This window comes from Anaerocolumna sp. AGMB13025 (genome assembly GCF_029689925.1).
Lineage (GTDB): Bacteria > Bacillota > Clostridia > Lachnospirales > Lachnospiraceae > Anaerocolumna.
The window spans coordinates 5,720,272-5,745,030 of record NZ_CP121445.1 but is presented as its reverse complement, the minus strand read 5'-3'; the positions used below and the strand labels follow the sequence as shown (position 1 = coordinate 5,745,030).

The following is a 24,759-nucleotide window of genomic DNA, read 5'->3' as shown; positions in this document are numbered from 1 at the left end:
GATGGCGGAAAAACTTCTGGAAATAAAAAATGTCAGTAAATTCTTTCAAATCGGTGGAATGCTTAGTAAAAAAAGGCTTATTGCGGTGGATGAGGTCAATATTGATATTGATGCCGGTAAACCAGTTATTCTTTCCATCGTAGGTGAGTCCGGCTGCGGAAAATCTACATTATGCAAGATGATATTGCGTCTGCATGACCCGGAACAGGGAGATATCCTGCTTTCAGGAAAATCATATAAAGACCGTAAAGGCTATGATCCTTTTCAGTTCCGATTGGATGTACAGCCTATATTTCAGAACCCTTATGAATCTTTTTCCATGCGAAAGACGGTAGATAGCTATCTGTTTAATACGGCACTCCGGCTGAAAATAGCAAAAAACTATAAAGAAGCGGAAAGGCTTGTAGATGACATCTTAAAAAGCGTCGGTATGTCATTAGAAGTAGTAAAGGGCAAGTATCCGGCCCAGTTTTCAGGGGGTGAGTTACAGAGGGTATCCATAGCCAGAGCACTGATTACCAGACCGAAGCTTATTATAGCTGATGAACCGGTAGCTGCTATTGATGCATCTATGAAAATGAATATCGTAAATTTATTTAAAGAACTAAAAGATAAGTACAATGTTTCCTTTATTTATGTTACTCATGATCTTTCTACGGCTTACTATGTATCGGACTATATTGCAACGCTGTATCGAGGGTGTCTGATTGAATACGGCAGAGCAAAAGAAATTATGGATAATCCTGCCCATCCCTATACGGAGCTTTTGATGAATGCAGTACCAAGGGTCGGTGAAAAATGGAATCAGGAACTGGTTATGCCTGACACAGAAGATAAGGAATATGCAATTACTTATTGTAAGTTTGCACCCCGCTGTGCATATGCCACAGAAGAATGCCGAAAATCAAGACCGGAGATGAAAGAACTTGGCACAGGGCGGAAAGTGCTGTGCTTCCATCCTTTAAATGGAGAACTGAGTAAGGAGGAAAGAAATGATGGAACAAATTAAGATAGGAACTTGTATCCCGGGATTTGCAGCAGAGACCTGGCTTCCTCACATAATAAAGGCAGGTTTTGAAACCGTCTCCCTGAATTTCCATATGTCATTAGAGGGTGCGGATTTGTTGGAATTATCAAAAAAGGTGAAGGAAATACTAGGAGATAGTGGTGTAACAGTATCCTGCCTTGGATACTACTGTAATCCCCTTCAATATGAGGAGCATAAAAAAACCTTAGAGTACTGCATTGATTCGGCTGGATTATTTGGTGCGAAAACAGTTACTACCTTTGCCGGTGCCCTGGAGGGAAGACCGGTTGAAGAAGCGATTCCTGTATTCGGAACAGTATTTGGTGAACTGGTGAAACGTGGTGCTGATCAGGACGTTAAAATTGGAATTGAAAACTGTCCGATGGGTGGAACCTGGGAGAAGGCAACCTGTAATATAGGTTTTAATCCAAAAGCCTGGGAGATGATGTTTTCTTTAGTACCAGATGACCGCCTGGGTCTGCAATGGGAACCGGCTCATCAGCTATCACAGTTAATTGATCCCCTTCCCCAGTTGAAACAATGGATTAAGAAAATAATTCATGTACATGGTAAAGACTCATCTGTGGACTGGGATGTGGTACGCCGTATGGGTGTATTTGGTGCAGAGAAATTTGCATATGACAGGACCCCGGGATTTGGTGATACAGACTGGCGCAAAGTAATATCTATACTGCATATGGGAGGTTATGACGGAGATATCTGTATTGAAGGTTATCATGATCCGATTTATCAGGGTGAATGGGAGATGACTGCCCAGCTTCATGGACTTAACTATTTAAAATGGTGCAGGGGAGGAGATTTTGTAGCAAATCCTTGGTAACCCCCCAATGGTTATTCGGAAAAAGGAGTGGGATCATTTATGAAAAAGTTACTGAGTTTGTTGATGGCGGTAATATTGATATCCTTATCCGCCGCTTGTGTAATATCAGGGTATAAGGTTGACACTGACCAAGAAGCAAATGATACGGCTGCTGAATTCGGGGAGAAGGACGGAAGTAAAGTGACGCCGGTAAAAAGTGTTATTACGGTAACCTTTCGAGATGACGGTCGGGGGGAAAACGGTTCCTTATGGAAATGGCTTCAGGCAGGTTATGAGAGTTTTGACAAAAAGGACAGCTGCGAATTAAATATTGCCCCTATCACTACTTCCGAAGGTGATTATTTTGCTAAAATTGCTCTTTCCTTACAATCAGAAGAAACCGCACCAGATCTGGTGGCAGAGGATACCTTTCAGCTTTCGACTGATGTTGAAGCAGGATACCTGACAGCACTGGATAATTACTTAACAGATTATCCGGAGTGGAATGATGGTTCCTATTATGAATCCTTAAAAGAAGGTGTTATTGCAGACGATAAGAAGGTGTATGGTATACCATATAATACCGATACCAGAGGGTTGTGGTATAACAAGGAGATCTTTAAACAGGCGGGGCTGTCTGAAAACTGGGAACCAAAGACCTGGGAGGATATTCTGTCGGCTTGTCAGACGATTAAGGAAAAAGTTCCGGATGTAATACCGTTTTGGTGTAACTCTGCAGTTGCAACAGGTGAAGCAACCTCCATGCAGACTTATGAAATGTTACTTTATGGAACCGGTGAACGCTTACAGGATAAAACTACGGGTAAATGGATCATTTCCAGTCAGGGGATTTTAGATTCCTTAACTTTCTTAGAAAATATATATCAAAATAATTTTGGTCCGCCCTTATCAAAAGTATTAAACGGTCAGGCTAGTAACACTTCCGCCAGGGAATATCTCCCCCAGGGAAAGCTGGCAATATCCCTGGACGGTAATTGGATTACGGGTAACTATATCGATATAGGGGCTTCTCCATGGCCTGATTATGGTAAAGTTTTAGGATTTGCACCAATGCCGACGGAAAAAGGCGATGGGAAAGGAACCATTACCCTGGCTGGGGGCTGGGCATGGTCAATTCCGTACAAATCTAGGAATAAAGCTATAACCATGGAATTTATTAAGCATCTAATGGAGCCGGAAATATATGTGGATGCCCTTGTTTCCATGGGAAGTATTGGAACCAGGACGGATATCGTTGACAATGAAAAATATGCTTCTATGCCTTTCATAAATACAGCAACAGAATTTTTAAAAGGTGCTGCGTTCAGACCGAGAGACAGCAAATATTCCGCGGTTTCCACTCATATCCAGACGATGGTTGAATCGGTAGTATCCGGAAGCAGTCCAGCGGATGCTATGGCAACTTATGGCGTGGATGTAACCCGGACAGTAGGAGAGGATAACGTAATAAGTAAATAAACAGGGCAGTTCATAAGAAATTGAAAAAGGGCGGAGTACAAAAATAGCATTAGCTGTAATTGGAAACCGCCCGATTTTTTATAAAGGAGATTTCAACTATGAGAGGAGTAAGCGCACCCGTAAAGAGAGCACCGGCAGTAAAAGCAAGAGAATCTGTTCTGTTATTTCCTGCAGTGGCAATGCTGGCAGGTTTTTTTGTCCTGCCTATTTTATTAACCGTTTACTATTCTTTCACAAATTTAGCCTTAACCGGAGAAAATGCCAAAAATCTGCAATATGTCGGAATACAAAATTATACGGAATTATTAGAAGATCCTTCTTTGTATATTAGCATCTTTAATACAATTATATTTTTAATCGGAAGTCTGGTGGGGCAGCAGATCCTTGGGTTTGTTCTTGCGGCTTTTATGAAAAATAAGAATAAAACCTTCAGAAGGTTTGTGGGTTCTTGCATTTTAGCAGGCTGGGTCATGCCTGAAATTGTGGCAGCTCTATGCTTTAGTGCATTTTTTGGAGATTCCGGCACGATAAATATTATTCTTAAATTTCTTCATCTTAAGACAGTAGAATGGTTATACCAGTTTCCCATGCTGACAGTCATTCTGGCCAATATATGGCATGGGACTGCATTTTCCATGATGAATTTTCAATCGGCGTTAGACAGCGTCCCAGGTGAAATCGTTGATGCGGCAAAAGTAGATGGTGCCGGCCGGCTTCAAAACCTTATATGGATTGTATTACCCAGTATAAAAAATAATATTGCTACCAACACATTGTTAAATACCCTTTCTACCTTAGGAGTATTTGGACTTGTTTATACCATGACCGGAGGAGGTCCCGGTACGAAGACCCTGACCCTGCCTGTATTTATGTATAAAGAGGCTTTTGTGAGTTATCAGCTTGGGTATGGCACTGCTATATCCATGATCCTGTTAGTGATTGGTATACTCTTTAGTGTGATTTATATAAGGCTTACCGGAGAATAGAGGAGGCATATGCTTGAATAAAAAAAGGTCAGAAAAAATAATACCATATCTTGTTCTTACAGTATTAGCTATTGTATTTATATTACCTCTTTTGTGGGTCTTATTCGCTTCACTAGATGTAACTGCGTCACAGGCATTAAAAATCCCACGTTCCTTTACCCTTGGTAATTACAGGGAAGTATTGAGCAATCAGGCAAACCGAAGGGGGTTTGCCATCGGTCTTATGATCTCACTGGTTCAGTCGGCTTTTGTTGTCATTTTGGCGGGGCTGGCAGCCTATCCTTTATCCAGATATGAATTACGGTATCGGAAAATGTTTCTTTATACCATACTGTTCATGACCTCCTTACCAATGACTGCGGTTATGGTCCCTGTATTCAAGCTCTTTTTATCTATTCGTTTATATGACAGTATAACCGGTGTCATCTTATTCCTGACAGCAACCTCCCTTCCCTATGGCATCTGGCTGATGAAGAGTTTTATGGATGGTGTACCGGTGGAACTGGAGGAGGCGGCAAAAGTGGATGGAGCCTCCACGTTTACCGGTATTCGTAAAGTGATAATCCCCCTTATGTTTCCGGGAATTTGTGTAACTGCTATTTTTACCTTTTCAGGAAGCTGGGGTAATTTTTTTGTTCCATATATTTTGCTGCAGACACTTAAAAAATTTCCGGCTTCAGTAAAACTATATCAATTCTTTGGTAATTTCGGAATGGTAGCTTACGGTCAGTTAGCAGCGTATTCTGCTTTATATGCCATGCCCTCCATTCTTTTATATATTTTTGCACAAAATTATATGTCGAAAGGATTCAATCTGGCGGGTGCGGCAAAAGGCTGATTCGGAAATGGGTTTTCCAATAATTTTATTATTTTAATTTGGATTTTTGTCAATATGTGTTATAATAGAGACGATAGTTTTGGATATGGGCAGTGTAGAAATTAGAAAGGACAATAAATCTATGGTTTGTAAAGCCTGTGGGCGTAATATTGAGAATGAAAATGCAAATTACTGTGAATATTGCGGTACTTCTTTCCGTGAAAATATATCTTTTAAACAGGAGGAGCCGGCTCCGGTCTATGTTAAACAGAGCATGGAGCGTAATAGTGATGTAAATTCTGAGAATGAAAAGCCGGTTTCCTTCGGCAACTGGATGGGATCCATGCTTCTTTTACTCATTCCGGCTATTGGTCCCTTTCTTTTTATAGTTATGATGTTTGTATGGGCCTTTGGAAGTGATACACCCCAAAGCAAAAAAAACTGGGCAAGAGCCAGCCTTATTGTGATTGCAATTATAATTGCAGTTACTGTATTTATGTTGAGCGTTGGTTTGATGCAGATATTAAATAGTGGTATGAACCTGAATGATTATATGAATCAACTTTATAATAATCAGTTGTAAAATAGATAGAAGAGTTATTCTTTAAGTAGGATTATTCATACATTAATATAAAGTAAATTGTTTTAAGCAATCATAAATAAACGGCTGTTGCAGTATTCGAGTTTTTGAATAAGCACAGCCGTTTATTTATGATTTTATTTTAGAATTTCATCAATGGCATTTAATTCGTCTTCCGTAAAGGAAAGATTCTTTAAAGTACCAATATTCTCAGTTATTTGGGAGGGTTTACTGGCTCCTATTAATGCCGTTGTAATATTGCCTCCACGAAGTACCCAGGCAAGAGCCAGCTGCGCCATACTCTGACCTCTTTCTTTGGCTAGGACATCTAATTTTCTAACTTTTTCAATCTTCTCAAGAGTTACGGAATCAGAAGTTAAAAACGGACTGTTTGGACTTGCAGCTCTTGAATCCGTTGGTATTCCTTTCAGATATTTACCGGTTAACAGACCTTGTGCCAAAGGGCAGAACGCAATACTGCCAACGCCGTTACGTTTCAGTGCGTTAATCAAATCCCATTCGACCCAGCGGTTAAACATACTGTAATTAGGCTGGTGTATTAAAAGAGGAGTCCCCATCTCCTTTAAGAGCTTTGCAGCTTTTTCGGTATCCTCTGCATTATAATTGGAGATACCAACATAAAGGGCTTTACCGGAACGAAGGATGTGACTTAGGGCACCCATGGTTTCTTCTAAAGGGGTATCCGGGTCGGGTCTGTGATGATAAAAGATATCTACATAGTCAAGACCCAGCCTTTTTAAGCTTTGATCAAGACTTGAAACTAAGTATTTTTTACTGCCCCAGTTACCATAGGGACCGGGCCACATATCATAACCGGCTTTCGTTGAGATAATTAATTCATCCCGGTAGGGGTTTAATTCGTGCTTTAACATCCTGCCGAAATTTTCTTCTGCGGAACCTGGTTTTGGTCCATAGTTATTGGCAATATCAAAATGAGTGATACCGTTATCAAAGGATGTGGTTACCAGCTCAACCATGGTATCGTAGTTATTTACAGAACCAAAATTATGCCAAAGACCTAAGGAAAGGGCCGGAAGTTTAAGTCCGCTTTTTCCGCAGCGGTTATAAATCATATTATCATAGCGTTTGTCACTTGCCTGGTACATTGCACTAACACCTCTTTCTATTATTATCCCAGTATACCCTAAAGCTGAATATTGTAATTGTTTACACCACTGTATAAGAAACAGTGCGGTAAACAAAATGTATGATTCATTCTTAGCATCTAAGGCAAAAAGGACAGGTAATCTTTGCTACTAGTTTATAATATAATCCTAGGGAATAGAAAGCAAGGGGGTAAGAAATAGTAATATATGTAGTATCTTATATAAATGCTGGTTAAGATAAAGACAGAAAAGATAAAGACAGAAAAGATGAAGACAGAAAAGGATAAAGACAGAAAAAGATAAAGACAGAAAGAGATAAAGACAGAAAAAAATAAAGACAGAAAAAAATAAAGACAGAAAAAAATAAAGACAGAAAAAGATAAAGACAGAAAAAGATAAAGACAGAAAGAGATAAAGACAGAAAGAGATAAAGACAAAAAAAGATAGTGACAGAAAAAGATAAAGACAAAAAAGGTAAGGATAGAAAAAGATAAAGACAAAAAAGGTAAGGATAGAAAAAGCAAACGATAATAAAAGAGTGTTTCTAATAAGTACAGAGTCACATCACAGAAAATAAAGGAAATATAGCAGGTTACTTTCACAATCTTGCTGCCTTTAGAAGATGTAAAATCAGTTATAAACCCTGACAGAGACAGCAATTGTGGCACCTGCAGTTACTTGACAGAACCTGGTACATGGATTATACTTAATAAACGAATTTAATATTATAATAGTACCTTTCTAAGTAGTAGATGAACAAGCTTGGGACAGGCATAGGTATTAGAGCAACTTATGAATGTCATACTAAATTTAAATTTACCAGAAGTTTATTACCCCAGTATGGCAGGAGTTAGAATAGAGTATAAGAACAGGAGCAGGAGTAATATGAACAGAGTAAGAACCAGATATGCACCAAGTCCTACGGGCAGAATGCACGTTGGAAATTTAAGGACCGCCTTATATGAATTCCTGATTGCAAAGCATGAGGGAGGAGATTTCCTTCTAAGAATAGAAGATACTGACCAGGAACGGTTCGTGGAAGGTGCCATCGATATTATCTATAATACCTTAAAAATAACAGGTTTGACCCATGACGAAGGACCTGATAAAGACGGTGGCTGTGGTCCTTATATACAGAGTGAACGTCAGGCTAGTGGTATCTACTTAGAATATGCCAAACAATTAATTGAAAAAGGTGAGGCTTATTACTGCTTTTGTACAAAGGAAAGACTGGCTACCTTAAAAAGTGTGGTTTCCGAAGAAGAAGATAAGGAGATTATTAAATACGATAAGCATTGCCTCCACTTATCAAAGGAAGAAATCAGTGCCAATCTTGCAGCCGGAATACCTTATGTAATCCGCCAGAATACTCCTTTAGAGGGCAGTACCACCTTTCACGATGCCATTTATGGTGATATTACAGTAGATAATGCAGAGCTGGATGATATGATACTTATTAAGTCCGACGGATTCCCGACCTATAACTTTGCCAATGTTATAGATGACCATTTAATGAGAATTACCCATGTGGTAAGAGGTAACGAATACCTCTCATCTGCACCGAAATATACGAGACTTTATCATGCCTTTGGCTGGGAAGAGCCGATCTATGTTCATTGTCCCCTAATTACCAATGAGGAGCATAAGAAATTATCCAAACGTAGCGGACACTCTTCTTTTGAAGATTTACTGGAACAGGGCTTTGTAACAGAAGCCATTGTGAACTTCATCGCCTTACTTGGCTGGAGTTCCGGTACCAATGAAGAAATCTTCTCCCTGGAGGAATTGATTAAGGAGTTTGACTACAATCACATTAACAAATCTCCGGCTGTTTTTGATATGGCAAAGTTAAGATGGATGAACAGTGAATATATCAAGAGAATGGATAATGAACGTTATTATACCCTTGCTCTTCCCTATATACAGGAAGTAATCCACAAAGATCTGGATTTAAAGAAAATAGCGGATTTAGTAAAGACAAGAATTGAAACCTTCTTAGATATTAAAGATATGATTGATTTCTTTGAAGAGATACCAGACTATGATATTGCTATGTATACTCATAAAAAGATGAAGACCGATGCAGAAATCTCTTTATCCATATTAAAGGAACAGTTACCGCTTCTGGAGGCTCTTGAGGATTATTCCATTCCAGGAATTGAAGGTGTAATTATGGGCTATATCGGAGAAAAAGGCATTAAAAACGGCATGGGCTTATGGCCTGTCAGAACAGCCGTATCCGGTAAACAGTCAACTCCAGGTGGAGCTTATGAAATCATGAATATCATCGGTAAAGAGGAAAGCCTTCGCCGTATCCGTCTTGCTATTGATAAATTAAGCACAAGGTAAGCTGGCTATGGAAGTGAATCAATCACAATTAACAGCAATTAATCATAATAAAGGGCCCATGCTGGTATTAGCTGGGCCCGGTTCCGGTAAAACCCTGGTAATAACGAGACGAACCGAAGAACTGATTAGACAATATGGGGTGAATCCCCAGAACATTCTGGTGATTACCTTTACCAAAGCCGCCGCCGGAGAAATGAAAGAACGCTTTGTCCGGTTGATGGGCGGTAAGGGTGAGGGGGTTAATTTTGGAACCTTTCATGCCGTGTTTTTTACCATATTAAAATATGCCTATCACTATAGTGCCGCCAACATTATCCGTGAGGATCAGAAAAATCTTTTTTTCCGGGAGATTGTAGAACATCTGGAGTATGAAATAGAAGATGAAAAAGAATTTATCTCCGGTATTATCTCCGAAATCAGCCTTGTGAAAGGAGAGCGGATGGACTTGGAGCACTATTATTCCATAAACTGTTCTGACGAAATATTCAAAAAAATCTATCAAGCCTATGAAAACAGACTCCGTAAAGAAAATTTAATTGATTTTGATGATATGCTGGTACTGTGTTATGAACTTTTAACAGAACGCCCGGACATTCTGTCTGTATGGCAGAAAAAATACCAATATATCTTAATTGATGAATTCCAAGATATAAATAAAGTACAGTATGACATTATAAGACTATTGGCTCTGCCTGAGAATAACCTGTTTATCGTAGGGGATGATGACCAGTCTATTTACCGTTTCCGAGGGGCAAAGCCGGAGATTATGTTAAACTTTAATAAAGATTATCCGGAGGGGAAACGGATTTTACTGGATGTAAATTACCGTTCTACGGAAAGAATTGTGGAGTGTGCGACCTCTCTGGTCAAAAATAATACAAAACGGTTTATAAAGGATATCCGTGCAAAAAACTCCGGAGGACAGGAAGTTATGATAAAAGCCTTTAAGGAGTTAAAAGAGCAGAACAGTATGGTGGTTGCCAATATCCTGATGTATTATAAAGCAGGCATTCCCTTTTCTGATATGGCTATTCTCTTTCGTACCAATACCCAACCCCGGGCATTAATTGATAAGCTGATGGAATATAATGTACCCTTTCAAATGAGAGATATGATACCTAATCTTTACGATCACTGGATTGCCGTTAATATTATTACCTATATGAAACTGGCAATGGGTCAGCGGGACCGGAATCTATTCCTGCAAGTTGTAAACCGTCCGAAGCGTTATATAAGCCGTGACTGTTTTCATAATCCCAAAGTAGAATTCGAAGAAGTAAGAGAGTATTACAGTGACAAGGAATGGATGTTAGAGAGGATAAATAAACTGGAATATGACTTGGAACTTATGAAAAATATGAGCCCTTTTGCTGCTATTAATTATATCAGAAAGGGAATCGGCTATGAGGATTACTTAACAGAGTATGCTGCGTTTCGGAGGATTAAAGTAGAGGAGCTGTTTGATACCTTAAACGAATTGCAGGATTCTGCCAGGGAATATAAAACCTATGAGGAATGGTTTTTCCATATCAGCGAGTACCAGGAGGAGCTTAAGAAACAGGCTCAAAATCAGAAACAGAATAAAAACAGCGTGGCGCTGGTTACCATGCATGGTTCCAAAGGACTGGAATACAGGGCTGTATTTATTGTTGATGCTAATGAAGGAATAACGCCTCACAGAAAGGCTTTATTAGAAGCAGATATGGAGGAGGAGAGAAGGTTATTCTATGTGGCGGTTACCAGGGCGAAAGAATATCTGCATGTATACTCCGTAAAGGAACGTTACAATAAAGAAATGACTTGTTCCAGATTTGTAGGGGAATTACTCCTAAATAAAGAACAGTTAAAAGCTGGCACGAAAGTTATCCATAAGACCTATGGGGAAGGAATTATCAAAGCGAATAATCAGGGTAAACTGGTGATTTACTTTGAGGAGCAAAAGAGAGAGCGGGCACTGGATTTGGAGTACTGTATTCAAAATATGCTTCTGGAGATAAGAAATTTATGATTTTAAAATAGGTAAAAAAAGGATTTCAGCAGTTGTAAAAACAGAACATATGTGCTATAATCGGTTTTAAAGGGTATTCTCATTCTAAAGTACTGCTACTGATACTAGTTACTATAATTACTGTACCTAGTCATAGGTCTGACAGCAGTTAAAATGGCTAAACAGTATCTTACGTTTATGTTTCAAGAAGAAACTGTACTAGTGGTTAAGGTTAATTAGCAGTGCAGAAGAAACCTGCGAAATAATAGAATACGAGGGAGAACAGATTATGGATTTTTATGAAGCTGTGAAGAGCAGAAGAACCGTCAGGGATTTTAAAGAGGAACCGGTGGATATGGAAGTAATTAAGAGAATCTTATCGGCGGGGCTTAAGGCACCTAGTAACGACCATTTAAGGAACTGGGAATTTGTTATATTGAATGACAAAAGTGAAATCGAAAAAGTACTAAAAAAGATTCCAAAGAAAGTTACGGAGAAACGTTTGGAGTTTATCGTAAATTCTATGGGGCTTAAGAATGAGTGTCAGCAGAAGATGTATCAGGATGCAATTCCAAAACAATATTCCATGCTTCATAATGCCGGTTGTCTGGTATTACCTTTTTATAGGCAGAAAGCCCCTCTTTTAGCTCCGAAAACCTTAAGTTCACTGAATGGTTTTGCCTCCATATGGTGCTGCATTGAGAATATTTTCCTGGCAGCCGCAGCAGAAGGTCTGGCTTGCTCTATGCGGATACCGATGACTGGGGAGACGGAATATCTTGCTGAAGTTATGGGGTGTCCGACCGATTATTTTATGCCTTGTTTTTTATCCATTGGATATCCGGCGGAGGAAGCAGCGGTGATAGAACAGAAAGAAGTTAAGATAGAAGATAAGATACATATTAATAAGTGGTAATTGATTGCAGTGATGTGGCTAATATTAATGGGATGCAGAAATATCACATGACAGTTTTTTATGAAGGTAAGAAAAATTAGAGGATTGCAATAGATGTACAGATTGTAGAACTATTATATAGAAGAACAAAGTAGATATACAGATTGAAGAACTATTATATAGAAGAACAAGGTGTCAGTTTACTGACACCTTCGCGCCGGAGAGGATTAGGCAGTAATAAACTTACTCTCCGATAGGTTGCGCATTCATACCGGAGCGTTTTTATGTAATAGGACGCAATTTCTATTACATAAAAAAAGACTATTGTAAAATAAGTATTAAAAGCCTTATCATCAATAGTCTTATATCTTTTACAGCATTGGTATGCTTAAAGGAATATTATACTTCTTCATCTTCGCTGTCTTCGTCGTCATCATCGAACATGTCATCAAATTCTTCACTGTCCATTAATTCGTCAAATGCATCGGATACTGCTTCGAATTCTTCGTCGTCTTCAATATTAAGTAATTCAATTTCATCGTTTTCATGTTCAATGAATTGATATAAGAAGATTTCACCATCTTCATCATCTTCTCTTTCGGCAGGAACAAGTGCAATATAATCTTTTTCACCAACCGGGAAGATACATAAAACTTCACATTCTAAGTCTGTACCGTCATCCAATGTTAGTGTTACATTCATATGATCATGATCATGTTCGTGGTCATGTCCGCAACCGCAATCACAGTCGTGTTCGTGTTCGCTCATTATAATATACCTCTCTTTCAGTAAGCCTGTGAATAGGAATTCTACTCCGGCAAATAATATTATGGCAATAAAATGAAGAATCCATTCTATTGTTTCATACAATTTGACTTTAACAGATAAACCGTTAAATTGCAAGGTAATTCTAGCCATAAAAATAAATTTATTTTTACTAAAAATATATTGACTTTATATAAAAATAGAATAAAATATACAATAGATTTGACAAGAATAATAGGTATCAGGCGGGAAAGAGAGGAGAACATTTAAGTGGCTACAACCAATGCTAATGATAGCAGACCAAGAGATAATCGTGGCAATAATATGAATGCCAGATTAAACGAGAACCACAGGCCAGGAACTAGTCGTGAAACCGGAAATAATCATGGAATGACCGGACAAGGAAACAGAGACAGCAAACCTTTTAATCGAGAGAATAAACCCTATAATAAAGAGAACAGACCCGGTAATTCTTTTAATAAGGAGAATAAGCCCGGTAATTCTTATAACAGGGAAAACAAACCTTACAATAAAGATTCCAAACCCTATAGCGGAAAAGATAACAAGGACGGCAGACCCTCCGGTAACTTTAACAGGGGCAGGGATCAAAAAGGCGGCGGTTATAATAAGGATAAGGATTATGACAGTGACAATCGGTATGGCAAGGGCTATAGCAGCGGTAGAGACCAACGAATGGGTGACTCCAGAACAAAAACCTCTCAAAGTAAGGATAAGGAACAACAGCCTGATAAATTTGAGACGATAAAGCGCTTAGAGAGAGAAAAGAAAGCAGTTCAGAAGAAGAATCAGGAAATCAATAAAAAATCGGATAAGCCAAGTAAACCTCAGGTAAAACAAAGAAGAACCAATAATATCGACTGGACGAAAGGGTATGAAAGCGGTCGGTATGGTGATGATGACGAAGATTATACCGAATTTTTATAGGCTATAATCTTATATATACGAATAACATAAATTAAAGGCATCTGTAAATGAAGCAATCATTTAAGATGCCTTATATAATATATGGCTTATTCCCACACAAGAATACGGGGATACTTAACAGATAGGGGTAAACATTTATTATGGGAAACGAAGCAGCAGATATGATTAAAATATCCGTAAGGAACTTAGTCGAATTCATATTACGCTCCGGGGATTTAGATAATAGGACCGGAGGCAGGCGGGATACGGATGCGATGCAGGAGGGCAGCAGAATCCATAGAAAAATTCAAAAACAAATGGGTTCTAATTACAGTGCAGAATTTCCGTTAAGCATAACGGTTCCAGTTACCAGGGAGGGTATTGAATTTGAACTTTGCGTAGAGGGCAGAGCAGATGGTATTATCAACCAGCCAGAGGAAACACCCTCTGTCATAATAGATGAAATAAAAGGTGTCTATATGGAATTAAGCCATCTAGAGGCACCAGTAGCGGTACACCGTGCCCAGGCCATGTGCTATGCTTATATTTATTCCAAACTGTATGAACATGAAGAAATCGGCATCCGTTTAACCTACTGTAATCTGGAAACCGAAGTTATGAAGTACTTTGATGAGAACTTTACCTTTACTGAATTGGAAACCTGGTTTATGAATCTGACCAGAGAATACGGAAAATGGGCTGTTTGGCAGCTTGGCTGGGCTAAAATACGTAATGAAAGCATTAAGACCCTTGACTTTCCCTTTGCTTACCGGATGGGTCAGAAAGAACTGGTTACCGATGTTTATAAGACTATAATCCGTGATAAGCGGTTATTTATTGAAGCGCCTACTGGTGTTGGCAAAACCATATCGACTGTTTATCCAACTATAAAAGCCATGGGGGAAGGTCTTGTCAGTAAGATTTTTTACCTGACAGCCAAGACCATAACCAGAACCGTTGCAGAAGAGACCATTCAGAAATTGGTGGAAAAAGGTCTTCATATGAAATCAGTGACCATAACCGCAAAGGAGAAAATCTGTGTGCTGGACAAACCAGACTGCAACCCCGTCTCCTGCCAGAGGGCAAAGGGGCATTATGACCGGGTTAATGATGCAGTATATGACTTGCTTACGAAGGAAAATGAGATATCCAGGGATTTGATTCATTCCTATGCCCAAAAGCATATGGTGTGTCCTTTTGAAATGTGCCTGGATGTAACTACCTGGGCGGATAACATCATTTGCGATTATAACTATGCTTTTGATCCTAATGTATATCTTAGAAGATTCTTTCTGGGTGATAAAAAGAATGATTATGTATTTCTGATAGATGAAGCACATAATCTGGTGGATCGTGCACGAGAGATGTACAGTGCGGTGCTCTATAAAGAACAATTTTTAAAAGTTAAGCGTATTATTAAGACACAAAACGGAGCATTATCAAATCCTTATAACACCCCGAAACTGGAAAAGCGGCTGGAGGTCTGCAACAGTGATTTGCTTAAGCTAAAAAGAGAATGCGAGAATTGTAAAGTAATTGATAATATAACGGATTTCGTTTTGCATCTGATGCGGCTGATGACAGAATACGAGGAATATCTGACAGGGTATAAGGACTCGGAAGGGAAGGAGGAAATCTTAAGCCTGTATATGGATATCCGGCATTTTCTCAATATATACGAAATCTATAATGAAAAGTACCTTACCTATACGGATTATGATGATCAGGGAGAGTTTCGCATAAAATTATTGTGTATGGATCCTTCTGATAATCTGAATGCCTGCCTTGATAAAGGGAAAAGTGCGGTGTTTTTCTCAGCCACTCTCTTACCCATACAATATTATAAGGAGCAGTTAGGGGGCAGAGAAGGAGATTATGCTGTATATGCACCTTCTCCTTTCTTAAAAGAGAACCGTCTGCTGATGATCGGCAGTGATGTGAGTACTAAATATACCAGACGTAATAATGAGGAATTTGAAAAAATTACTGAATATATTGCTGCCTTTACCAATGCCAGGAAAGGTAATTATATGGTTTTTTTTCCTTCTTATCAGATGTTAAACCAGATAGCGGAACTTGCGAAAGACCGTTTAAACGGACTGGTTATCCAGAAAAATAATATGACAGAGCTTGAAAAAGAGGAATTTTTAGAAGATTTTACAACAGAGCCGGATACCAGCAGAATTGGTTTTTGTGTTATGGGAGGAATCTTCAGTGAAGGCATCGATTTAAAAAATGACAGGTTAATCGGAACCGTAATTGTCGGCACCGGTCTTCCCATGATAGGCAATGAAAAAGAACTATTCCGCAGCTTTTATGATGAACGGAATGGAAGAGGATTTGATTATGCTTATTTATATCAGGGAATGAATAAAGTACTTCAGTCAGCAGGAAGAGTAATCCGGACCATGGAGGATAAGGGTGCCATTCTGCTTTTAGATGAACGGTTTCGTCAGCCCCAGTATACCGGTCTTTTTCCCAGAGAGTGGTTTCCGAATCTGCTCGTTAATGTAAAATCCATGGAAGCGGAACTTACTAATTTTTGGAATCAGATGGATTTATGATAGAATACCAAAAACCATCGCACCAAAATGGACAATTGTATTTGTTACAGGATAAGGAAAGGTTTTGCGAATTTTATATAGATATCTTGCGAAATAGATTGTTAGCAGATATACTTAAGGTAAAGGTATTTCAAGGTGGAAGGGAGCAGTTCTATGGGATATGCGGTTGTGGGTTATTTTGATTACACTTCAGAAGAAAGAATAAAGGCACTGTGGAAAGGAATGGAAGTTATCGGTGTAGACGATTATCTGATTCATTCCTTCAATAGTCCCCATATCAAATTTGCTATGTTGGATTCACTTGATTTAGAATATGCCAATAAAGAACTTCTCTTACTTACGGAAAAAAAGCAAAAGATAGAGCTGTACTTTAAAAAGTATGGTATATATCCCAGTCAGAATCCCTTTCTAACGATCGATATAGCTGAGAATAGTGAGATTATAGAATTGCATAAGGAAATTCAAAAAACTTTTAGTAAATTTCTGAATAAAGACAATGGGAATTATTTTGTTCCGGGAATTTGGAAACCGGATTGCCAGTTAACCGTATCTTTTGATAAAGGAAAATTAGGGGCAGCAGTTGATTTTTTAAACGGCACGGACTTGCCCTTTAATGGGCTACTTAAAAAATTAGGTATTATTGAATTTTATCCCGCTAAGCAGCTGTTTTCTTATGAATTTTCCGAGAGGGTATAATAATTAAAAATGCAGGGATCTGCCGGAAAAGGAATAATGAGGTCTATTATACAGAAAGTCTTCCTCTGTGAAAAAACGGTAAATACGGTTTACAGTATGATAAAGAACAGCACCGATAAAACCTCCCAGTAAGCCCAATACTATATCGTCTAAATCGCATTTGCCCAGGTGAAATAGTTGCTGTAAGACCTCGACCAAAGCCGGTAGGAATAAAAGAGCCAGCAAACGGATTAACCTGCTTTGATAGCGCAGCAATAAGACGGCATAAAAGCCGAAGGGCAAGAACAGTGCCGTATCATATGCAATATATTTTATAACAGCACCCAATGTAAGACTGCCGTTTATGTAATTCTCAATCAGGGTAGCAATTGTAAAAAAGGGAATTAAATTTATCTTATCAATGCCGGTATAATGCCCCACAAAGGTTTTATTCCTAAAGAATAACAAAAAGATGAAAAGACCAACATAAAAAAAGATAAATATCAGATTAGTATTACGGTAAAATTTATTAAAATCTGAATATTTCAACGATCTATCCCCTAAATTGCGTATAACGCAGTATAGAAGAGGAATCAGCCAATTCAGGATAACAAACAAAATTAAATTAGGCTGATATTTTAGAAGGGAATCAGTTCCCCCAAAATAAGAAAGTGCTAGAATGATAGCACACATAAAAACATTCAATAAAGAATAGCTGAAGCAGGCTTCAAAACTAAGAGTCTTCTCCAAAAAGACATGGGAGAACAATAAGCAGATGAAAGCAGCAATACAATAGACAAATACCGTAGGACCAAGAAAGTAATAGACCGTAAACTGAGCCAGTTCCGTTAGGATACTGAACAAAATAATAAGGGTTGTAAAACTGATCGAACTCCTTTGCATAATAACCTCCATCTGCCCATAGCGGCAATCAAATACTGAGTGGAAAGCATCCTCTGTGTTTTTTATCGGTTAAAAAGCGTTTTACTTTTCTAACCGGAATCTTCTTATTAATGATAAAATTTATTTTATTATTCTTAACTGATTGGAAAGACAGGATACGGTCAGTTTTTGAAACCGATTGGGACATTCCCCATCCACATGTATCCAGGCCGGTTCTGTTATGTCAATATCCAGGGTGTGGCAATTAAAGGTTTCAACACCTTTAAAATGAATATGTTTTCCAATAAGCAGAAAGGGTAATACCGTAAGAATCCGCAGTCTGGAAACTCCATGAACGATACAGACAGAGAGCTGACCGTCATACGGATCTGCAGCCGGTGCAATCTGCATCCCGCCACCTTCATATTTGTGAATCATACTGGTTATTAGAAGCATTTTTTTATAAGATATGGTCCGGCAGCCATCGATGGTTACAGATCCATTTAAAAACTTGCAGGACATCAATTGCTTCAAAGCAATAATAATATAAGTGAGCTTACCCAGTCCATAACGGTTTAATAGTATCTTTAATTTAGAATGAAAGGTCTCTTCACAGATGGCAGCATCAAATCCAATACCGGTACTTACAGTAAACTTTCTTTCCTGTACCTTATCACTGGTTTTTACACTTCCCATATCAATATACTGAAAGCGGGAAGGAGTAAGGATTCGGTTAAGGTTTTCAATCGGATCCTTTGGCAGTCCTAAGCTTCTGGCCAAATCATTGCTGGATCCAGAGGGAATATATCCTAATATCACTTCGCTAAAATCCGTAATCCCATTGATTACTTCATTCACAGACCCATCCCCTCCAAGAACCACTATATTCTTAATGCCGGAATAAGTAAGACATATCTCCTGTGCTAACTCGGTCGCATGAAACTGGTATCTGGTAATATGGAACGTATAAGACACCCCTCGTTTATCAAGTTCCTCTTTAACAGTATGCCATATTTTAATGCCTCTTGCTGAACGGGATTTTGGGTTGATAATAAAGTGATACATAAAAAACTCCTCTGCATATTCGTTCCTTTTTTGTATATCTATGTAAATATTATATGAAATTTGGGTTAAAGTCAATGATGATAATTGACAAGATTGACAAAGATGCGGCGGCTTCCAGGTGTGGTTATATAATTCCTGCAGGGAAAGGTTCCTTGTGTCACTAAAAACTCTGATCAGTGCTTATAACAGCAGGAAAAGAGTAAAACTCGCTGACGCAAATGAAGATTTAGCAAAATGGTCATTATAGTAACTAATATGGTTACTTCCAAAGAGTGAGGCAGCTTCTGTGGTCCGGGCTGATTTTTTATCATTTGAAAGGTTCCCTAATGACACTTAAACCAGAGAATTTGCGTCAAGCTTGAGAAGGGGAACTGTTTGAACGAAGTGAGTTTTCCCCTTTTCAAGCTGTTATAAGCAAATTCTCCAGTTTTAGTGTCATAGGGGTTCTTTCACTGATAAAAAATCAGCCCGGACCACAGAAACTGCCGCCCCCTTTAAGCCCCCCTGTTAAATTAGCCCCAACAGCCATTTAATAAACACAAAAAATCATGACAAAATACAGTATGACCATATGACAAATGTAACTTGTTAATGAACAGTCCATAAAGTATCATTAGAGTATAAAATAAATGAAAAAAACTGGGAGGTTTTTAATATGAGAATAAAAACAAGTAATATAATGTGGGGGCTGTTCTTTATTGTAATCGGTGTCGGCTTCGCAGGAAATGCATTCAACCTATGGAACTTTGAATTATTCTTCCGCGGCTGGTGGACATTATTCATAATAGTCCCCTGTGGAATAAGCCTAATTCAGAATGGCTTCCGTGTAAGCAATTTAGCAGGACTGTTAATTGGTATCATGCTGCTGATGTCGAGTCAGGGTATCATTAACGGTGAAGTTATGGGTAAATTAATAGTTCCGTTCATATTTGTTTTAATAGGAATCAGCATGATATTTAAGAATATGTTTCATGGAGACTTCAGCCATCGCATCGATGTAAAGTATCAGGGAGGTTCAGCCGAACACTCTGCTATATTTTCAGGAAGCAACTATCAGGTAACCGGTGAAAAATTCTATGGAACAACAATTAATGCAATATTTGGCGGTGTTGATCTGGATTTAAGAAATGCAATAATTGATGAAGATGTAGTAATTAATGCCACTGCAGTATTTGGCGGAATTGATATAAAGGTTCCGTCCAATGTAAAGGTTAAGGTATCGAATGTACCAATCTTCGGCGGAGTTGATAATAAGGCAGGTACTTCACAGGATCCAAACGCCCCTACGATTTTCCTGAATTCAACTTGCATGTTTGGAGGGATTGATATAAAATGAGTGAATTTCAAAAAGTAATTAAATATATTGCAATGGCCTTTGCCGCGGCATTAGCCTTTACCATTCTTTCGGCAATCGTAACAGCCGTATTAGCCGTAACCGGGCTTCTATCCCATAATCCCGGAAAGGGCAGCATTGATATAAATAAAAGTTTTTCCGATGTAAAAAGCCTGTATATTGAAAATGGAGTCGGTACATTAAATATTAGAGTGGGCGAAGGTGATGAGATTTTGGTTGAGGCACAAAATATGCCCAGTGATTTCGTCGTAGAAAAAAGCTTCAGCAAAGAATTAAAGATTGAAAGCAAATTTAATTTCTGGAATTTTATCAGTGGTAATGGCGGAGCCGGTGATAAATCTAAAATTACCGTTTATGTACCCGCAGATTTTGTTGCAGACCGGATGAAACTAGATGCCGGAGCAGGTAATATTAATATTGAGGACTTAGAAGCGGAAAAGCTGGATATTAATGCCGGAGCAGGTAACATTAACGGTATCAGGATTACAGCTGAACAAGTCAAATTAGATGGCGGAGTGGGAAACATAACTTTAGATCAGGTTAATTTTACCGATTCTGATATAGACAGTGGTGTCGGTAATGTGAAAATACAAGGTTCCTTGTATGGAAATAATAAAATAGACTGCGGTGTCGGCGGTGTAACTTTGGACCTTTTACAAAGCAGCGATGACTATAATTTGAGAGTTGAAAAAGGCTTAGGTTCTATTCGTATTAATGGTGAAAAATATTCTGACTTAAACTGGGATAACAAAAATGCAGATAACACCCTGAAAATAGACGGCGGAGTTGGCAATATTGATATTAATTTTCAATAAGTATAGTTTCAAATAATAAGGAAGTTCAAAATTTAGAAGTGAAATGAGTATGGAAGACTTAAGGACTAAAAAGGAAAATGATTATTAGCATTAAAAAGAAACTTGCAGACTTTAAGTATTAAAAGAGAATGCAGTTTTAGCAATAAAAAGAAAAATAGATTCAAAAATAAAATTGCATAGAATAATTAAAGAAGGGTTTTTATCGATATCAGGTATGTCGAATAAAAACCCTTTTTCTTTTACGGTAAATTTCATTTTCTTTGCATATATCGAATACCTCAAGACATATATGGAAATAAATAATAAGAACACAATATTTAAAATCGAATACTCAGCACTAAAAGGCTGTTTTTGCCCTTGGTGGGCAAAACAAAGCGTGTTATTATTCACAACACGGATGCTTTTAGCAGGTGAATAAAAGTATTTTGGTTGGTAGTAAGAAATAAATCGGTGTTATCTTTAACATGACAATTCTGCTATAATATGATATAATTACCAGATAGTGATTGGGAATCGTCAAAGGATTGAACATGTGATTAACATAAATAAGTCTTCGGATATTATAACCGGGACTTTTCTTCATTTATTTTTTGAATTTAAATCATTTAAGGAGGATATGATATGCCCAGAAACTTAAAAAGCAGCAAAGAATTAGGCGACCTTACTGCTTATGAATTAGTCATCGAAGAAGAATTAAAAGATATTAACAGTCTAGGGTTATTATTAAGACATAAAAAGACCGGTGCCAGAGTAGCGGTAGTAACCAATGATGATAACAATAAAGTGTTTTCAATTGGATTTCGGACACCTCCTCTTAACAGCACGGGGGTCCCTCATATTATTGAACATTCCGTACTTTGCGGTTCTAAGGCATTTCCAGCAAAAGACCCGTTTATTGAACTTGCCAAAGGTTCCCTAAATACCTTTCTTAACGCAATCACCTATCCTGATAAGACTATATATCCGGTAGCCAGCTGTAATGACCAGGATTTTCAGAATCTGGTTCATGTATATATGGATGCAGTGTTTTATCCTAATATATATAAGAAAGAAGAGATATTCAAACAGGAAGGCTGGCATTTTGAACTGGATAATGAAGATGCTGAATTAAAATACAATGGCGTGGTATATAACGAGATGAAGGGAGCTTATTCTTCTCCCGAACAGCAGCTATTCCGCACGATCCAGAATGCCCTGTTTCCCGATACCGCATATGGAGTGGAATCCGGCGGCGATCCGGATTTTATACCGGACTTAAGCTATGAGGAATTCCTTAATTTCCACAGAAGATATTATCACCCTTCCAATAGCTATATCTATCTGTATGGGGATATGGATGTTCTGGAGAAGTTAAATTGGCTGGATACGGAATATTTAATGAATTTTGGCGATGAACCGGTGGATTCCGATATTAAGTATCAGACTCCCTTCGGCAAGGTAAGAGAAGTGGAAACTATGTATTCCTTAAGTGAAAATGAGGAAACTGCCAATAATACCTATTTAAGTTATAATTTATCCATTGGTACAAGTTTGGATCTGGATCTATGTATGGCTTTTCAAGTCATTGAATATGTTCTGTTATCAGCCCCTGGTGCACCTTTAAAACAGGCTTTATTGGATGCTGGAATCGGTAAGGATATTATCAGCAGTTTTGATTCGGATACGTATCAGCCTATTTTTTCAATTATTGCAAAGAATGCCGATGCAAGCCAGAAGGAAGAATTTGTTGAAGTTATACAGGAAACTCTGAATAAACTGGTTTTAAATGGACTGGATGAGAAGTCCATAAAAGCGGCTATTAACTTTTATGAATTTAAATACAGAGAAGCTGATTTCGGTCAATTTCCAAAGGGCTTAATGTATGGAATCCAGATGCTTTCCAGCTGGCTCTATGACGATAACAGACCGTTCTTAAAATTAAGCGCCAACCGGGTATTTGATGTATTAAAAACCAGAATCGGCACGGATTACTATACGAAATTAATAAATCAGTATCTGCTGAGTAATGATCACGTAGCTATGGTTACCCTAAAGCCCCAGCCCGGACTGACGGCCCTTAAGGATGAGCAGTTAAGGCAGAAGCTTGCAGATTATAAGGCAAAATTATCAGAGGAAGAGATTAAAAGAATCGTGGAGGATACGATTCACCTGAAAGCATACCAGGATGAACCATCGTTAAAGGAAGATGTTGAGAAAATTCCATTGTTAAGCAGAGAGGATATTGGCAAGACTGCTCTGCCGATATATAATTCAGAAAAGGAAGTAGATGGCATACCCTTAATCCATCATAATGTCTTTACCAATGGAATTGCCTATATGAAACTCCTCTTTGATCTGGAAGACATACCAAAGGCGTTGGTTCCATATGTGGGACTTTTATCCACTGTACTCGGCTATATTGATACCGAACATTACAGCTATCTGGAATTATCCAATGAAATTAATATACACACCGGAGGTATTAGTTCTGATGTGGCAAGCTTTGGTAAAAATGGAAGTTCCAAGGATTACCTGCCTACCTTCCAGATGGATGTGAAAGTATTACACGAGGAAATGGATAATGCTTTTGATTTATTAAAAGAAATCATCAGCTTCACGAAACTAGATGATGAGAAGCGTCTTCTTGAGATTATCTCGGAGGTAAAATCAAGGCTTTTGATGCACATAACCTCTGCAGGACATTCCGCTGCAGTTGATCGTGCCATGTCATATTTTTCGGAAGCCTCCAGATTCAGCGAAGAAACAAGAGGAATTGCCTACTTTAAGTTTATTGAGAATCTGGAAGCAGATTATCAGAATCAGAAAAGCAGTTTAATAGCAAATCTAAAATTATTGATGGAATATATATTCAGAAAAGAAAATTTAATTATAAGCTTTACTTCTAATGATGAGGGACTTGAGACATTAACCGGTAAACTGCTTCCCTTTGTGGAACAGCTAAAAACAGATCCGGTGGATAAAGTGTCGGAGCATTTTACACTGTATAAGACCAATGAAGGCTTTAAAACCTCCGGTCAGGTACAATATGTTGCAAGGACCGGTAATTTCCTGGATGCAGGATTTGAATATACCGGTGCTCTGGATGTTTTAAGAATCATTATGAGCTATGATTATTTATGGAACAATATCCGTGTCAAAGGCGGCGCTTATGGCTGCATGTGCGGTTTTTCCAGTATCAGCGGCAATGGTTATTTTACTTCCTATCGTGATCCTAACCTAAAGGAAACCAATGAAGTTTATGAAAGAGCGGTAGATTATATAAGGAATTTCTCTGCAGAGGAAAGAGATATGACCAAGTATATCATTGGCACGATAAGCGGTACGGATACTCCAAGAACACCAAGAACCCAGGGCAATGTCTCCATGGGAGCTTATTTGTCAGGCACGACCCAGGAGGATTTGCAGAAACAACGGGATGAAATATTAAATATTACAGTAGAGGATATCAGAAACTTAGCAGATATCGTAAAGGCAATCTTAGACTGCAATAATCTGTGCGTTATCGGCAATGAAACGAAAGTGGAACAGAACAAGGATTTGTTCCTGGAAGTAAAGACACTTATTAAATAAGGAATGTTGAATTGAAATAATCGCTGCTTATGAATGTGATAAAGTTAAATATATATTAAAATAATTCAGTTTTACGAA

At 38.3% G+C, this 24,759-nt stretch carries 19 protein-coding genes; 15 read left to right on the top strand and 4 right to left on the bottom strand.

The window, feature by feature from the left end:
• Window position 1 precedes the first annotated feature (1 nt).
• The 6 genes from QA584_RS23860 (at window position 2) to QA584_RS23835 (ending at window position 5,712) form a co-directional block, all read left to right on the top strand.
• The gene (locus QA584_RS23860) at window positions 2-1,009 is read left to right on the top strand and encodes an ABC transporter ATP-binding protein (RefSeq protein WP_278271609.1); all 1,008 of its coding nucleotides are present in this window, start codon (window positions 2-4) and stop codon (window positions 1,007-1,009) included.
• Window positions 993-1,868 (top strand): sugar phosphate isomerase/epimerase family protein, encoded by an 876-nt coding sequence (locus tag QA584_RS23855; RefSeq protein ID WP_278271608.1) that lies wholly within the window; start codon window positions 993-995, stop codon window positions 1,866-1,868. Before QA584_RS23860 ends, QA584_RS23855 begins: the two co-directional genes overlap by 17 nt.
• A gap of 39 nt (window positions 1,869-1,907) precedes the next feature.
• On the top strand, window positions 1,908-3,326 hold the full coding sequence (locus tag QA584_RS23850; RefSeq protein WP_278271607.1) for an extracellular solute-binding protein: 1,419 nt from the start codon (window positions 1,908-1,910) through the stop codon (window positions 3,324-3,326).
• Between the two features lie 98 nt (window positions 3,327-3,424).
• Window positions 3,425-4,312, top strand: coding sequence for a carbohydrate ABC transporter permease (locus tag QA584_RS23845; protein WP_278271606.1), 888 nt, complete (start codon window positions 3,425-3,427; stop codon window positions 4,310-4,312).
• Between the two features lie 13 nt (window positions 4,313-4,325).
• On the top strand, window positions 4,326-5,150 hold the full coding sequence (locus tag QA584_RS23840; RefSeq protein WP_278271605.1) for a carbohydrate ABC transporter permease: 825 nt from the start codon (window positions 4,326-4,328) through the stop codon (window positions 5,148-5,150).
• Window positions 5,151-5,229: 79 nt separating this feature from the next.
• Window positions 5,230-5,712: a hypothetical protein gene (locus QA584_RS23835; protein WP_278271604.1), complete on the top strand. Its 483-nt coding sequence runs from the start codon at window positions 5,230-5,232 to the stop codon at window positions 5,710-5,712.
• Between the two features lie 134 nt (window positions 5,713-5,846).
• Here the strand turns inward: QA584_RS23835 and mgrA are convergent, their stop codons facing one another.
• Entirely contained in the window at window positions 5,847-6,836 is a 990-nt protein-coding gene (gene mgrA, locus QA584_RS23830; protein ID WP_278271603.1) for an L-glyceraldehyde 3-phosphate reductase, read from the bottom strand.
• Window positions 6,837-7,721: 885 nt separating this feature from the next.
• On the opposite strand from mgrA, the gene gltX reads away from it, so the two are divergent.
• From gltX to QA584_RS23815, 3 genes are all read left to right on the top strand, one after another.
• Entirely contained in the window at window positions 7,722-9,185 is a 1,464-nt protein-coding gene (gene gltX, locus QA584_RS23825; RefSeq protein ID WP_278271602.1) for a glutamate--tRNA ligase, read from the top strand.
• Window positions 9,186-9,192: 7 nt separating this feature from the next.
• The gene (locus tag QA584_RS23820) at window positions 9,193-11,193 is read left to right on the top strand and encodes an ATP-dependent helicase (protein ID WP_278271601.1); all 2,001 of its coding nucleotides are present in this window, start codon (window positions 9,193-9,195) and stop codon (window positions 11,191-11,193) included.
• Between the two features lie 268 nt (window positions 11,194-11,461).
• Complete coding sequence (locus QA584_RS23815) at window positions 11,462-12,088, top strand: nitroreductase family protein (RefSeq protein WP_278271600.1); 627 nt, start codon at window positions 11,462-11,464, stop codon at window positions 12,086-12,088.
• Between the two features lie 378 nt (window positions 12,089-12,466).
• On the opposite strand, the gene QA584_RS23810 is transcribed toward QA584_RS23815, so the two are convergent.
• Window positions 12,467-12,835 (bottom strand): DUF1292 domain-containing protein, encoded by a 369-nt coding sequence (locus QA584_RS23810; RefSeq protein ID WP_278271599.1) that lies wholly within the window; start codon window positions 12,833-12,835, stop codon window positions 12,467-12,469.
• Window positions 12,836-13,102: 267 nt separating this feature from the next.
• Here QA584_RS23810 and QA584_RS23805 point away from each other — a divergent pair, with 267 nt between their 5' ends.
• From QA584_RS23805 to QA584_RS23795, 3 genes are all read left to right on the top strand, one after another.
• A complete protein-coding gene (locus QA584_RS23805) occupies window positions 13,103-13,777 on the top strand; it encodes a hypothetical protein (protein ID WP_278271598.1) in 675 nt (224 codons plus the stop codon).
• A gap of 140 nt (window positions 13,778-13,917) precedes the next feature.
• Window positions 13,918-16,320, top strand: coding sequence for an ATP-dependent DNA helicase (locus QA584_RS23800; protein WP_278271597.1), 2,403 nt, complete (start codon window positions 13,918-13,920; stop codon window positions 16,318-16,320).
• 153 nt (window positions 16,321-16,473) lie between these two features.
• Window positions 16,474-17,016, top strand: coding sequence for a hypothetical protein (locus QA584_RS23795; RefSeq protein ID WP_278271596.1), 543 nt, complete (start codon window positions 16,474-16,476; stop codon window positions 17,014-17,016).
• A 3-nt stretch (window positions 17,017-17,019) separates the two neighbouring features.
• Here QA584_RS23795 and QA584_RS23790 read toward each other — a convergent pair whose 3' ends face one another.
• Both QA584_RS23790 and QA584_RS23785 read right to left on the bottom strand, forming a co-directional pair.
• Window positions 17,020-17,898, bottom strand: coding sequence for a VanZ family protein (locus QA584_RS23790; protein ID WP_278271595.1), 879 nt, complete (start codon window positions 17,896-17,898; stop codon window positions 17,020-17,022).
• A gap of 120 nt (window positions 17,899-18,018) precedes the next feature.
• Window positions 18,019-18,942: a diacylglycerol/lipid kinase family protein gene (locus tag QA584_RS23785; RefSeq protein WP_278271594.1), complete on the bottom strand. Its 924-nt coding sequence runs from the start codon at window positions 18,940-18,942 to the stop codon at window positions 18,019-18,021.
• A 655-nt stretch (window positions 18,943-19,597) separates the two neighbouring features.
• Here QA584_RS23785 and QA584_RS23780 point away from each other — a divergent pair.
• The 3 genes from QA584_RS23780 to QA584_RS23770 all read left to right on the top strand — a co-directional run bounded on the left by QA584_RS23780 (window position 19,598) and on the right by QA584_RS23770 (window position 24,681).
• Complete coding sequence (locus QA584_RS23780; protein ID WP_278271593.1) at window positions 19,598-20,278, top strand: LiaF transmembrane domain-containing protein; 681 nt, start codon at window positions 19,598-19,600, stop codon at window positions 20,276-20,278.
• Entirely contained in the window at window positions 20,275-21,111 is an 837-nt protein-coding gene (locus QA584_RS23775) for a DUF4097 family beta strand repeat-containing protein (RefSeq protein ID WP_278271592.1), read from the top strand. The genes QA584_RS23780 and QA584_RS23775 overlap by 4 nt, the downstream gene beginning before the upstream one ends.
• A gap of 621 nt (window positions 21,112-21,732) precedes the next feature.
• Window positions 21,733-24,681 carry an insulinase family protein gene (locus QA584_RS23770; protein WP_278271591.1) on the top strand — a complete coding sequence of 983 codons (2,949 nt, stop codon included), beginning with the start codon at window positions 21,733-21,735 and terminating at the stop codon, window positions 24,679-24,681.
• The last annotated feature ends 78 nt before the right edge of the window (window positions 24,682-24,759 follow it).